Raw genomic sequence first — 12,900 nt, 5'->3', positions numbered from 1 at the left:
TCTCCCGGTTGCGGCGGTACGGCGGTTCTCTGGGCGCGAGCCTAGCCGTTCGTACCGCCGCGACCGGTGGGGTGCGGCCGGGAGCACGGTCGGCGTGCGCTCCCGGACGGCCGCCTGTGCGGATGGCCGGTGGTGCGGGTCAAGCATGTCGTGCGGGACCGGTCCGCTTCACGGATCCAGATCGTCGAAGGCCGCCGCGAAGTCCATCGCCGGGGCTGTGACGCGCGTAGCGAAATCGTCGTGCCGGGACCCCCGGGCGACGATCACCCAGACGGTGACCTCACCCGCCGCTCCGTCCCGGACACCCCAGTCCTGGGCCAGGGCGCTGATGATGTTCAACCCCCGCCCGCCGTGCGCGGTGACCGAGGGCGTGGCCGGAACCGGGCGGGTCGGGCCGCCACCGTCCGTGACCTCGACCGTCAGCCGCCCCGTGGTGTCGACGCGCCACGCGGCGCGCACCTCCCCGTCCCCGATCTCACGCCGGCCCAGCGGCCGGCCGTGGCGGCAGGCGTTGCTGAGCAGTTCGGAAAGGATCAGTACGGCATCGTCCACGACCGATTCGGACAGGCCGCTCATGCGCAGTTGCTCGCGCATCCGGTGCCTCGCCTCGCCCACGCCCGCAGGACCATGGCGAATGTCCATGCACGACGACGTGGGCACTTCCTGTGCCATCACCAACGCCACCCCCGGAACCTCCTTAGCCCCACGCCATGGTCTGGATGCCCCAATGGCCTGGACCGGAAACCGCCGTGACGAGGCCCTCTGACGCTGTCATGACGCATTCGCGAGCCCCGGATGCGCAGCGGATGCGCCGGTGCACTCCCCGTTACGGGCGGGGCGGGCGTGACGGGTGGGCAAAAGGGGACGTCAGCGCCCGAGTTGGGACAGAACCTGGCGTGGCCTGTTCGTGATGATCGCTTCCACACCCAGATCAGCGCATAGCTGAACATCTTCGGGAGCGTTCACTGTCCATACGTGTACGGAGTGGCCGGCGGTTTGGAGCCTGCGGATGAAGCCGGGGTGGTTGCGCACGATCCGCATGGACGGTCCGGCGATCTTCACTCCGGCGGGCAGCCTCCCGTCGCGCATCCGGGGCGAGACGAACTGCATCAGGTACACGGTCGGTACCGTCGGCGCGGCCGCGCGGACCCGGTGCAGGGAGCGGGCGGAGAAGCTCATGATCCGGACCGGGTGCGGGCCGTCGGCGGGCGGGGCGTCCAGTCCGAAGCGCTTGAGGAGGAAGAGGAGCCGCTCCTCCACCTGTCCGGCCCAGCGGGTGGGGTGTTTCGTCTCGATCGCCAGCTGGACGGGCCGGCCGGCGTCGGAGACCAGCTCCAGCAGCCGCTCCAGGGTGAGCACGGAGGTCCGCTCCGGGTCCGCGTCCCAGTCGGGGGACTCCTCGCGGTCCTTCCAGGAGCCGAAGTCGAGGGCGGCGAGATCGGCCAGCTCCAGGGCGGAGACGGCGCCGCGGCCGTTCGAGGTGCGGTTCACGCGGCGGTCGTGGACCAGGACCAGGTGGCCGTCGGCGGTCAGCCGGATGTCGCATTCGAGGGCGTCCGCGCCGTCCTCGATGGCCTTCCGGTACGCGGCCAAGGTGTGCTCGGGGGCGTCCTCCGAGGCGCCGCGGTGGGCGACGACCTGGATGGGGCGCGGCGATGCGTGGGTCACCCGGTCATGGTGCCATCGAGGAGCCCCGCGTGTCGGGGGGAGTCCTGCGGGTGCGTCTGATATGTCGGATATAAAGAATGGGGGAAGACGCACAGGTCCGGCTTACAGTGCCCTGACGGGCCATGGGAAAGGCTTTGCCGTGGAACTTGTACGGCAGCTCGAACGTTCAGTCGGACCGATGCCAGATGGGCGTCGGCCCGGTTTCATCCTGTATGTCCGGAGTCGGACCTGTCCCGATCCTGTGCAGCCGTGTAAGCCTGTAAGCCGTGTGTGACGAGGAGAGAGCGCTGTGAGCACCGAGAACGAGGGCACCGCGGCCCCGACGCCCCCCGCGGCCCCGTCCGTACCCCCCGCGCCGGCCGCCTCCACCCCCGACCTGGCCAAGGTTCCGGCCGCGCCCGCCGCCGCACCGGCGGCCCACGGGGGTGTGCCCGTCGAGCCGGACGCCGCTCAGGCGCCGGGCCCTGCTCCGACGTCGGCTCCTGCTCCGGCCGGTGCCGAGCAGACCCAGCAGCTGCCGCCCGCGCCGGCTTCGGCGCCCCCGGCCTACGGCTACGGCCAGCCCGACGCGCAGCCCCACGCCCCGGCCGGGCAGACGGCGTACGGCGCCGAAGCCTGGCCCCCGCCGCCGCCCGCGGTCCCGGCGTACGGCGGCCACGGCGGGCACGGCGGAGCCTGGGGCGCCCCGCTCACCACCGACGGCACCCCGGCGCCGAAGCCGAAGGGCAAGGGCGGCCTCGTGGCGGCCGTCCTGGCGGCGGCCCTCCTCGCGGGCGGCGTCGGCGGCGGCGTCGGCTACTGGGCGGCCGAGCGGAACGACGGCGGCGGCTTCGGCTCCACCACCATCACCGCGGGCAACACCCCCAAGGACCTCAAGCGCGATGCCGGCTCGGTCGCGGGCACCGCGGCGAACGCCCTGCCCAGCGTCGTGACCATCGAGGCCTCGGCCGGGGACGGCGAGGGCGGCACCGGCACCGGCTTCGTCTACGACCAAGAGGGCCACATCCTCACCAACAACCACGTGGTGGCCTCCGCGGCGAACGGCGGCAAGCTCTCCGCGACCTTCTCCGACGGCAAGAAGTACGAGGCCGAGGTGATCGGCCGGGCCCAGGGCTACGACGTCGCCGTGCTCAAGCTGAAGAACCCGCCCGCCGGCCTCAAGCCGCTGCCGCTGGGCGACTCCGACAAGGTCGCGGTCGGCGATCCGACCATCGCGATCGGTGCCCCCTTCGGCCTGTCCAACACGGTGACCACCGGCATCGTCAGTGCCAAGAACCGGCCCGTGGCGTCCGGTGACGGCTCCGGCGGCAAGAACTCGTACATGAGCGCCCTGCAGACGGACGCCTCCATCAACCCGGGCAACTCGGGCGGCCCGCTGCTCGACGGCCGAGGCGCGGTCATCGGCATCAACTCGGCGATCCAGTCCGCCGGCAACGGTGGATTCGGCGGCGGCCAGGCCGGGTCCATCGGCCTGGGCTTCGCCATCCCGATCAACCAGGCCAAGAACGTGGCGGAGTCCCTGATCAAGACGGGCAAGCCGGTCTACCCGGTGATCTCGGTCTCGGTCGACCTCCAGGCCAAGTCGGACGGCGCCAAGATCTCCGAGCAGGGGGCGCCCGCCAACGAGCTGGTCGACCCCAACGGCCCGGCCGGCAAGGCGGGCCTCAAGCCCGGCGACATCATCACCGAGTTCGGCGGCAAGCCGGTCGACAGCGGCCCGACCCTGATCAGCCTGATCTGGACGTACAAGCCGGGCGACACGGTGAAGCTGACCTACCTGCGCGGCGGCAAGCCGACCACGGTCGACATCACCCTCGGCTCGCGCGTCGGCGACAAGTAACCGGCAGCGGCCACGGCGGGAGCGGTGAACAGCCGCTCGACAGTGGCTTGATGGAAGGGGCCGTGGGCGGGATTCCGCCTACGGCCCCTTCCAATATCTGCTTATGCTTCGCTCGTGTTCGATTCACGGCACATACGGACATTCCATGAAGTGGTCGCCGCGGGATCGTACTCGGCGGCCGCTCGCGTCCTGGGCTACACCCAGCCCGCGATCACCCAGCAGATGAAGGCACTCGAACGTGCCGTCGGCACCCCGCTGTTCACGCGCGTCGGCCGCCGGATGAAGCTCACCGAAGCCGGCGAGTCCCTGGCCAGGCATGCCGAGTCCATCCTCGGCACCCTCTCCGCCGCCGAGGCCCAGCTGAAGGCGTACACGCGGCTGCGGACCGGGCGCGTACGGGTCTGCGGGTTCCCCAGCGCCAACGTCACCCTTGTGCCGGAGGCGCTCAGCGGTCTCGCCAAGGACCACCCGGGCGTCCAGGTGGAGCTGCTGGAGGGCGAGCCCCCTGAATCCCTGCGGCGGCTCCAGCGCGGCGAGTGCGACATCACCCTCGCCTTCACCTATCCCGGGCTGCACGAGGAGGTCCCGGAGGAGGTGGCCGAGGTCAGGCTGCTGGAGGACCAGCTCACGGTGCTGCTGCCGACCGGTCACCCGCTGGCCCGGCGCCGGGCCGTGCACCTCGCCGACCTCGCGGAGGAGCGGTGGATCGCGGGGTGTCCGCGCTGCCGGGCGAACCTGCTGCACGAGTGCGCGGAGCTCGGCTTCGTACCGGACATCCGCTTCGCCACCGATGACAACCTGGTGGTCCAGAGCCTGGTCGCGCAGGGTCTGGGCGTGGCGATGATGCCCGCGCTTGTCCTGCCCTCGCTCTCCCTCAGCCGGGTCTGCGGGCGGGTGCTGGAGCCCGCGGCCCGTCGCCACATCGCCGCGTACGTCTACCGGGACCATCTCCGGATCCCGGCGACAGCGGTGGTGCTGGACGAGCTGAAGAAGGCCGCGTCGAACCGCATCGGCTGCTGATGCGGCCATCCCCCACCACCCTGCAATCCATAAGCAGAGCTAGGGATTTCACGTCATAACTGTCGTTGGACGTGATGGATGCACCGGCGGACGCTGCTTGCATGACCACCACCACGCCGGCCCGTACGACCACGAGGATGGCCGCCCTCGTCAGTGAGATCCGCAGCGTCGTGGACCGGGGCCTGGCCCCCGACCTGACCGCCTACCTGGTGGGCGAGCGGCTCGCCCCGCACCTGGGCGCGTCCGACCTGCTGACCGCCGCCCAGCAGGAGGGGGACCCCGAGCGGTACCGCCAGCACATCCTGCACGCGGAGCCCGACGGCAGTTTCTCGGTGGTCGCGCTGGTCTGGCTGCCCGGCCAGGAGACCTGCATCCACGACCACGTGTCGTGGTGCGTGGCCGGGGTGCACCAGGGCGAGGAGAGCGAGCGCCGGTACCGGCTCGCGCCCGGCACGGGCGTGGCGCGGCTGGTCGCCACGGAGGACGTGGTCAACGGTCAGGGCGACGTCTGCGGCTTCGCCCCTCCGGGAGACATCCACAAGGTGCGCAACTCCTGTAGTACGAAGGCCATATCCCTGCACGTGTACGGAGCCGACGTCTCCCGCCTGGGCACCAGCATCCGCCGCGTCTACACGCTCCCCGTCGACTGATGGCCCTCCTCCACCGCCCCCACAGCGAGGCGGTCCGCCATGTTTCACGTGAAACACCCACGCCTTGGCCCGGGTTGGCGGCTGCCGCCGCCGGAGCCCTGGCGGCCTGGTGCGTGCACCTGCTGGTGCCCGCCGTGCCGATGCTGACCGCCTCGGTGGTCCTCGGGATCGCGGTGGCCCACCTCCCCGGTGTACGGACCTTCGTGCGCGGGCCCGCCCGCCCGGGCCTGTCACTGGCCGGGCGGCGGCTGATGCGGATCGGCATCGTCCTGCTGGGCCTCGGCCTGGGCCTGGACCAGGTGCTCCGACTGGGCTGGGGGACGGTGGCCATGGTGTCCGGGGTGGTCGCGGCCACCTTCTTCGGCACGGTCTGGCTGGGCCGCCGCCTCGGACTCCCGGGGGACCAGCCGCTGCTGATCGCCACCGGCTACTCGATCTGCGGAGCCTCGGCCATCGGTGCGGTGAGCGAGGTCTCCGGAAGCGACGAGGAGGACGTGGCCGCCTCGGTGGCGCTGGTCACCCTGTGCGGGACCCTTGCCATCGCCGTGCTCCCGCTGCTGCAAGGCCCATTGGGGCTCTCGGACCTCGCCTTCGGACGGTGGGTGGGGGCGAGCGTCCACGACGTCGGGCAGGTGGTGGCGACGGCCCAGACCGCCGGTGCCGGAGCGCTCGGCGAGGCAGTGCTGGTCAAGCTGATGAGGGTGGCCCTGCTGGCTCCGCTGGTGGCGGCCGTGGCCTTCTCGATGCGGGCCCGGCGGCGCGGGGTGCGTACCTCCGCGGGGCGCCGGCCGGCTCCGGTGCCGCTGTTCGTCGCCGGGTTCCTGGTGGCGGCCGCGCTGCGTGCCACGGGGCTGCTGCCCGGGGCGGTGCTGGAGTGGGCGCACACGGCGCAGGAGGGCCTGCTGGCGGCAGCCCTGTTCGGGCTCGGGAGCGCGGTGCACCTGCCGACGCTGGCCAGGACGGGCGGGCGGGCCGCGGCGCTCGGTCTCGGCGCCTGGGTGGTGGTGGCCGGCGTCTCGTACGCGGGAGTCGTCCTGACGGCCTGAGGACCCCACATGACGAAGCGACGCATGGACAGTTGGCCATTTCCTGGCCGGAACCGACCGAACGTACGGACTGCCCCCTGACATCTGCGGGGCCTCGTGCGACTCTGCCCCCGCAATCCGAACAGCCGATCCGCACCGACAGCTCTGCACCCCACCCTGCCCGGGCCCCACCGGCACGGGCACGGCAGAAGGAGTCCTGCGTGAATCGTCATCGCACGGCGGCATCCGTCCTCCTGGCCGCGGGCGCCTTGCTCGCGGGGGCCCTGACGGCGGCCTCCCCTTCGGCGGCGGCCGAGTCGCCCGCCTCGTTCCGGCCCCGGCAGACCTCCGGCTTCTGGACTCCCGAGCGGATGCGCCAGGCCACCCCGCTGGACGTGTCGGCGGCCCCCCGCGGCGCCCGTACGGCGCCCACGGCGGCGGTCCGCCCCACCACGGTCCCCGCCACCTCCCCCACGGCGTTCCCGCAGGCCGGCGGCGCGTGGACGGGCGGCGGGGCCGTGGTGAAGACCTCGGGCCGGGTGTTCTTCACCTTCCAGGGCCGTACGGCCTCCTGCTCGGGCGACTCGATCACCAGCCAGAACGGAAGCACGGTCATCACGGCCGGCCACTGCGTGAAGTACCAGGGCGCCTGGCACACCAACTGGATCTTCGTGCCGGCGTACGACAACGGCAACGCCCCGTACGGCCAATGGCCGGCGACCAAGACCTTCGCCACCGACCAGTGGGCGGCTAGCGAGGACATGAACATGGACGTCGGCCTCGCCGTCGTGGCTCCGCTGAACGGGCAGAAGCTCAGCCAGGTCGTCGGCGCCCAGGGCATCCTGTTCAACGGCGGCTACAACAAGCGGATGTACTCCTTCGGCTTCCCCGCGGCCGCGCCCTACGACGGCACCAAGCTCGTCTACTGCAGCGCCGGCACCGGCAAGGACTTCCTGCTGACCAAGGACCACAGCCTGGCCTGCAACATGACCGGCGGCTCCAGCGGCGGCCCCTGGTTCCAGGACTTCAACGAGTCCACGGGCCTCGGCACCCAGGTCTCGGTGAACAGCTTCGGCTACACCTTCCTGCCGAACACGATGTTCGGCCCGTACTTCGGCAACGAGGTCAAGGCCGCCTACGACAAGGCCCAGACCTCCTGACCCCGCCGACCGGAACACCCACCCCACCCACCCCGACATCCCGGTACTCTGTACCGGCCAGGTGGGTTGCCCGAGCGGCCTAAGGGAACGGTCTTGAAAACCGTCGTGGCGCGAGTCACCGTGGGTTCAAATCCCACACCCACCGCCACACCTCAGCGCACGCGCTGACCAGAAGGGGTGCCCCGATCAGGGGCACCCCTTCGCCGTGTGTCCCGTCTTTCCCGCGCACGAGCCCCAGAGCCGCGCCGAGCCCCTGGCGAGTGCTCACGCAGGCAATCGGCAGATATACCTGCTTTTCCTGCGGATAGGTGGAAGTCCGTGTCGTCCGGGTGAAATTCGCTCGGGCTCTGCACGCGGCTGCGTTCGCCAGACATGAGACTTGTCGGCAGGGCCCGTTGATCACTCGTGGCGGACACGTCCGCCCGGGCACCTTGTGGCTGTACGACTGCTCCGAGCCGGAGGTAGACCGTCCGTGGCGGTGAGTGGGAACCCGACCCTCAGACGGCGCCGACTGGGCGCGGAGCTGCGTCGGCTCCGCCTGGCACGCGGCCTGACCTGTACGCAGGTGGCGGAGCACCTGTTGATCTCCCAGTCCAAGGTCAGCCACCTGGAGAACGGCCGCCGTGCCATCAAGCGCCGCGACGTACGGGACCTGTGCGGCCTCTACGGAGTCACAGACCCGCAGGCCATCGACCTGCTGATGCAGATGGCAACGGAATCGGACCGGCAGGGCTGGTGGGTCGCCTGCGGTGAGGTTCCCTACGCCGTCTACATCGGCTTGGAAACGGCAGCCTCCTCGATCCGCACCTACGAGTCCCTGGTGATCCCCGGTCTGCTGCAAACTCCTGCCTACGCGGCCGCGGTCATCGCGGAAACGATCCCTCACGCCACCCCCGATCAGATTGCAGTACGCCACGACGTCCGGCTGCGCCGTCAGTCCCGGGCCCACCACCCGGCACGGCCCCTTCGCTTATGGGCCGTGCTGGACGAATCCGCACTGCGCCGCGTGGTCGGCAGCCCCGAGATCATGCGTGAACAGCTCGAGTTCCTGAACCGCCTCGGTGCGCAGCCACACATCACCGTGCAGGTCCTCCCCTACGAGACGGGGTCCCACCCGGGCGTCTCGGGGCAGTTCTCCATCCTCGAATTCCCGGACTGCGCCACGGGGACGGTGTATCTGGAACGGTTCACCAGCGACCTCTACCTGGAGAAACGATCCGAGGTGCAGCAGTACGGCGCCATGTACGACCACCTCCAGGCCCAGGCCCTGAACCCGGAGGACACTCGCCGCTTCCTCGTCCGAGCCGCTCAGGAGCTGCCGGCTGCCGCATCGCGGTCCGGCCGGCCATGATCGCCGCACCGGCCACGAGCCTTCGTGCCGGGTACCGCAGCTCCCGCAGGTAGATCGGGCCGGGCGCCATTCACCGCCCGCGGCTCCAATGGAGCGGCGGGCGCATTTCCGTCGGCGAAAACAGTGATACGGCCGGGGCGGCCATTCGGCCGACATTAATCGTACTTTCCTTGATGCATATTGATTTATTCCGGCGACATCGTCCGAGTGGGCCGTCTTCCGGTTCTGGTGCCTGCGTAATATGCCGCTGACAGGAGAGGCGATTCCGTTTGATAGGAACGCCGGACGCCACCACCGCCCCACAGGAGTTGGCTACTTGATGTCCCTGAACATTTCCGATGCGCCGCAACGGCGCACCTTGACGGCCTGGATCGCCGGGGTGCTCACCCTGCTGGTCGCCGTCGCCGTAGTGGCAGTGACGCCTACACTGGCAAATGCGGCCACATTCGTAGAACTGGGTACTGCGGAAAGTTTCGCAGTACTGGCGGGATCGACAGTCACCAACGAAGGTGACTCCGTGGTCACCGGAGACATCGGTGTTTCTCCGGGAACAGCCGTCACCGGATTCCCGCCGGGGACCGTGGTGGGCGGAACGATCTACGCAGGCGCGGCGGCAGCGGGAGCGAAGGCCGACCTCGCCACGGCGTACGACGACGCATTCGGCCAGCCCACGGAATTCGACCTTTCTGCGGCGCCCGTGACGCCCACGCTGCCTCCCGGCACCTACGCCGTCGAGTCCGGTCTCCTGGTCAACGGCGTCTGGACCCTGGATGCACAGAACAACCCCGATGCCGTATGGGTGTTCAAGATTCCGGCGGGCCTGACCACGGCGTCCGGCAGCAGCATCGTCCTCCAGAACGGAGCCCAGGCGTGCAACGTGTTCTGGGTGACCGACGAATCGGCCACGCTCGGATCCGGCTCCACCTTCGTGGGCACCCTCATGGCGCTCACCTCGATCACGGTCAACAGCGGGGCGACGGTCGAAGGCCGGGTACTGGCTCGCAACGGGGCCGTGACGCTGAACAACAACGTCATCACCAGGCCGGAGTGCGACAACACCACCACCGCAACGACCACCACCACGACGGGCGACACCACCACGACGGGCGACACGTCGGCGACGGGTGACGCGTCGACCACGGGTGACACGTCGACCACAGGTGACGCGGCGTCGACCACGGGTGATGCGGCGACCACGGGTGACACGTCCACGACGGGTGACACGTCCACGACGGGTGATGCGGCGACCACGGGTGACACGTCCACGACGGGTGACACGTCGACCACAGGTGACGCGGCGTCGACCACGGGTGATGCGGCGACCACGGGTGACACGTCCACGACGGGTGATGCCGCGAGCACGGGTGACACGTCGACCACGGGTGATGCCGCGAGCACGGGTGATGCGGCGAGCACGGGTGATGCGGCGGCGACAGGTGACGCGGCGAGCACGACGACGACCGGCGACGCTGCGACCGGCGATGCCGCGAGCGGTCACGCCACGGGCGGACACGACGACTGCGACTACCCCGGGAAGCCCGGCAAGCCGGGATGGCCGGGCCACCACCACAAGCCCGGGAAGCCCGGCAAGCCGGGATGGCCGGGCCACCCCCACCACCCCGGGAAGCCCGGCAAGCCGGGGTGGCCGGGGTACCACGACCTGCCGGGGTGGCCGGGCCACCAGAGCGGGCACGGGGTGCGCGCTTCGCACTGACCGTACGACGGGCGGCGCGCGGCGGATCGTCAACGATCGCGCCGCGCGCCGTCCGCGGAAGCAGGAGCAGCAGGTGAGAGCAGTCGGGATGGGAAGGGCCGGGTGGGGCCGTGCTGAGCGGTACCGAGTCGACGAATGTGAAGTACCAGCGGCGGACCGGCGCCGAGCCGGCAGAGCGGGAGAGCGGCGGGGGAACTGGTAGTGCCCAGGTGCCGCCAGGGCCGCCCCGTGCGCTGAGCGCCGCAACGGGGGCCGCGGTGGCCCTGTGTCTGGCAGTGACCCTGGTCCATGTGGTCTTGGTGTTTCTCTACGTGGCACCTCCGAACGCCATCTCCAAGGCGTGCAGCCGGCAGGTCAACGCGTGGGTCCGGCCCGTGTTCGAGCAGAACTGGCGGCTCTTCGCGCCGAATCCGCAGTCCGTCAACCGGCAGATCTCTGCGAGGACGAGGCATACGGCACCGGACGGGACCGTGCAGGTGAGTGGCTGGATCGATCTGAGTTCTCGGGACGATTCCGCCGTCAAACACCATGTATTTCCGAGCCATACGGCACAGAACATGCTGCGGCAGGCGTGGAATTCGTACCTCAAAACGCACGGAGGCGACAATCGGCCGCACTCCGAGCGGGCTGTGATGATCGAGAAGTACCTGCACAACATCGCAGTTGATCGCGTCGCCTCACACCGTGGCGTCACCTTCGATTCCATTCAGCTGCGGGTGATCTCGCGGCCTATCGCCGCGCCCGGTGCGGCGCCTGGATCCCGCCCGGTCGCCGCGGCGCAGGCGCGATCCGAAACCCGTTATCTGCCGTGGTGGAAGGTGGCCTCGCATGGAACGCACTGAGCTGGAACCGGTCGTGGCGCCCGCAGCGTCCGAACGCACCACCGCGCGAGGATCCGTACGGATCCCGCAGCGTGCACTCGAACGGATCCACGCGTTCCTGGTGCTCCTGACCGAGCGGCCGGTGTCCCTTTACGCGGCGGCGGCGCTGCGCATCGGGTACGGGCTGCTCTACCTCGTCTTCCTGCTCCGGGAGTTTCCGCACCGCGACGAGATGTGGGGCCCCGGTTCCCCGTGGACGCCCGCGCTGGCCAGGCAGATGTTCGAGCAGAGCGGGTGGGCCAGTGTCCTCACCCTGTCCGACAGCCGGCTGTACTTCGAGGTCTGCTACGCCCTGGCCCTCGTCACGTGTGCGCTGTTCGTGCTGGGGTGGCGGACGCGGGCGGTGTCCGCACTGTTCGCGGTCGTGGTGATGTCGTTCCACGCCAGGGCGATCTTCATGGCGGACGGCGGGGACAATCTCATGGTCCTCATGTCGGTCTACCTCGCCTTCACCGCGTGCGGCCGGCGCTGGTCCCTGGACGCCCGTAGGATCCGGCTCCAGGCGTCGGCCAAGACGTCGGACGCGCGGGCCGGCGATCTCCGGCACCACCTCGGCGGCGCCCGCATCATGCTGACCACCGTGCTGCACAACTGCGGCATGTTCGTCATCGCCGCCCAGGTCTGCTTCCTCTACGGATGCGCTGGCCTGTACAAGGTGCAGGGCCCCAAGTGGGGCGACGGTACCGCCCTCCACTACGTCCTGAACATCGACCTGTTCCGGCCCTGGCCCGAGCTGTCCCAGCTCGTCGCCGGGCATCACGTACTGATCGCCGTCGTCGGCTACATGACGGTGCTGGTGCAGGTCGCCTTCCCGTTCGTCCTGTTCGGCAGGTTGAAATACCCGGTTCTGGTCCTGCTGTTGGGCATGCACGTGAACATCGCGCTGCTCATGGGGCTGCCACTCTTCTCCGGCGCGATGATCGTCGCCGATGCCGCATTCCTGCCGGACCGCTTCTACCTGGCCCTGGGACGGCTGTGCCGGCGCACATCCCGCCGCGCCGGCGGCTTGGGAGACGAAGCCCCGGTGGGGTCGGCACCCGCTGCGGTGCCGCCGCAGGCTGATCAGAGCAGGGTGGTCAACCGACCGGCTTCCCTCGCATATGTGCAGGAAGAGAGCAGGTGACGGTGCCGCCCGGCAGGCGGTGGCGGTTCTTCGCGACGACCTGGTAGACGCCCCGTGCCATCCAGGTGACGGGCGGCAGCCGAAGAACGAGCCCGAGCCACCACCAGCGCCTTCGTCCGCACATCAGCACGGCGGACAGGGCGCGCGCTCCACCGTGGACCTCGCCGCCGGCCGGGCTGATCCAGAGGATCTCCCGGTCGGCTCGGTCTTCGGTGACACCCAGGGCGGCGAGGTCGGCGTACTGCCAGGGGACGCATTGCACACGCGGCCGGATGGTGCGCTGGATGATCTCGATCGATCTGCCGCAGAATCCGCAGTCTCCGTCGAACAACAGAATGGGCTGGCTTGTCATCCGGGCTCCCTTTCCGCGACGGGCTGGACACCTTCAGTGTGGGGTGAGCAAAAGGCGATTGGCCGGCAACACGACCTACGGCGTGGGTGTGTGTTCGGCGGCCGCGAAAACCCGTC

12 protein-coding genes and 1 tRNA gene are annotated in these 12,900 nt (G+C 70.1%); 10 read left to right on the top strand and 3 right to left on the bottom strand.

The genetic code is table 11. The features are described 5' to 3' along the window. Positions 1–168: 168 nt before the first annotated feature. Entirely contained in the window at positions 169–684 is a 516-nt protein-coding gene (locus tag AB0D45_RS01520) for an ATP-binding protein (RefSeq protein ID WP_362454804.1), read from the bottom strand. A 183-nt stretch (positions 685–867) separates the two neighbouring features. Next, positions 868–1,668: a glycerophosphodiester phosphodiesterase gene (locus AB0D45_RS01515; protein ID WP_361595497.1), complete on the bottom strand. Its 801-nt coding sequence runs from the start codon at positions 1,666–1,668 to the stop codon at positions 868–870. 289 nt (positions 1,669–1,957) lie between these two features. Between AB0D45_RS01515 and AB0D45_RS01510 the strand changes: the two genes are divergently transcribed. The 10 genes from AB0D45_RS01510 to AB0D45_RS01465 all read left to right on the top strand — a co-directional run bounded on the left by AB0D45_RS01510 (position 1,958) and on the right by AB0D45_RS01465 (position 12,432). After that, positions 1,958–3,508, top strand: a complete 1,551-nt coding sequence (locus tag AB0D45_RS01510) for a trypsin-like peptidase domain-containing protein (protein ID WP_362454803.1) — start codon at positions 1,958–1,960, stop codon at positions 3,506–3,508. A gap of 114 nt (positions 3,509–3,622) precedes the next feature. Continuing rightward, entirely contained in the window at positions 3,623–4,528 is a 906-nt protein-coding gene (locus AB0D45_RS01505) for a LysR substrate-binding domain-containing protein (protein WP_362454802.1), read from the top strand. A 101-nt stretch (positions 4,529–4,629) separates the two neighbouring features. Further along, on the top strand, positions 4,630–5,178 hold the full coding sequence (locus tag AB0D45_RS01500) for a cysteine dioxygenase family protein (RefSeq protein WP_362454801.1): 549 nt from the start codon (positions 4,630–4,632) through the stop codon (positions 5,176–5,178). Beyond that, positions 5,178–6,224 carry a putative sulfate exporter family transporter gene (locus AB0D45_RS01495; RefSeq protein WP_362454800.1) on the top strand — a complete coding sequence of 349 codons (1,047 nt, stop codon included), beginning with the start codon at positions 5,178–5,180 and terminating at the stop codon, positions 6,222–6,224. Before AB0D45_RS01500 ends, AB0D45_RS01495 begins: the two co-directional genes overlap by 1 nt. Positions 6,225–6,424: 200 nt before the next feature. Continuing rightward, positions 6,425–7,363, top strand: coding sequence for a peptidase (locus AB0D45_RS01490; RefSeq protein WP_362454799.1), 939 nt, complete (start codon positions 6,425–6,427; stop codon positions 7,361–7,363). A 60-nt stretch (positions 7,364–7,423) separates the two neighbouring features. Continuing rightward, a tRNA-Ser gene (locus AB0D45_RS01485) sits at positions 7,424–7,511 on the top strand. 324 nt (positions 7,512–7,835) lie between these two features. Beyond that, positions 7,836–8,714: a helix-turn-helix transcriptional regulator gene (locus tag AB0D45_RS01480; protein ID WP_362454798.1), complete on the top strand. Its 879-nt coding sequence runs from the start codon at positions 7,836–7,838 to the stop codon at positions 8,712–8,714. A 319-nt stretch (positions 8,715–9,033) separates the two neighbouring features. Beyond that, complete coding sequence (locus tag AB0D45_RS01475; protein ID WP_362454797.1) at positions 9,034–10,428, top strand: ice-binding family protein; 1,395 nt, start codon at positions 9,034–9,036, stop codon at positions 10,426–10,428. Between the two features lie 110 nt (positions 10,429–10,538). Continuing rightward, positions 10,539–11,270 (top strand): DUF5819 family protein, encoded by a 732-nt coding sequence (locus tag AB0D45_RS01470; protein WP_362454796.1) that lies wholly within the window; start codon positions 10,539–10,541, stop codon positions 11,268–11,270. Next, complete coding sequence (locus tag AB0D45_RS01465; protein ID WP_362454795.1) at positions 11,257–12,432, top strand: HTTM domain-containing protein; 1,176 nt, start codon at positions 11,257–11,259, stop codon at positions 12,430–12,432. The genes AB0D45_RS01470 and AB0D45_RS01465 overlap by 14 nt, the downstream gene beginning before the upstream one ends. Here the strand turns inward: AB0D45_RS01465 and AB0D45_RS01460 are convergent. After that, the gene (locus tag AB0D45_RS01460) at positions 12,386–12,784 is read right to left on the bottom strand and encodes a DUF393 domain-containing protein (protein ID WP_361608671.1); all 399 of its coding nucleotides are present in this window, start codon (positions 12,782–12,784) and stop codon (positions 12,386–12,388) included. The two genes, AB0D45_RS01465 and AB0D45_RS01460, sit on opposite strands and share 47 nt — an antisense overlap. Positions 12,785–12,900: the final 116 nt, after the last annotated feature.

The sequence above is a fragment of the Streptomyces sp. NPDC048352 genome (assembly GCF_040651895.1).
GTDB lineage: Bacteria > Actinomycetota > Actinomycetes > Streptomycetales > Streptomycetaceae > Streptomyces.
Note: the sequence above shows the minus strand (reverse complement) of the source record. Positions and strands in the feature narration are given on the sequence as shown.

What these genes read in the sequence shown, in the direction of transcription:
- AB0D45_RS01460 (WP_361608671.1), bottom strand. Translation starts at nt 12,784, where the DNA reads ATGACAAGCCAGCCCATTCTGTTGTTCGACGGAGACTGCGGATTCTGC.
- AB0D45_RS01495 (WP_362454800.1), top strand. Translation starts at nt 5,178, where the DNA reads ATGGCCCTCCTCCACCGCCCCCACAGCGAGGCGGTCCGCCATGTTTCA.
- AB0D45_RS01465 (WP_362454795.1), top strand. Translation starts at nt 11,257, where the DNA reads ATGGAACGCACTGAGCTGGAACCGGTCGTGGCGCCCGCAGCGTCCGAA.
- AB0D45_RS01475 (WP_362454797.1), top strand. Translation starts at nt 9,034, where the DNA reads ATGTCCCTGAACATTTCCGATGCGCCGCAACGGCGCACCTTGACGGCC.
- AB0D45_RS01500 (WP_362454801.1), top strand. Translation starts at nt 4,630, where the DNA reads ATGACCACCACCACGCCGGCCCGTACGACCACGAGGATGGCCGCCCTC.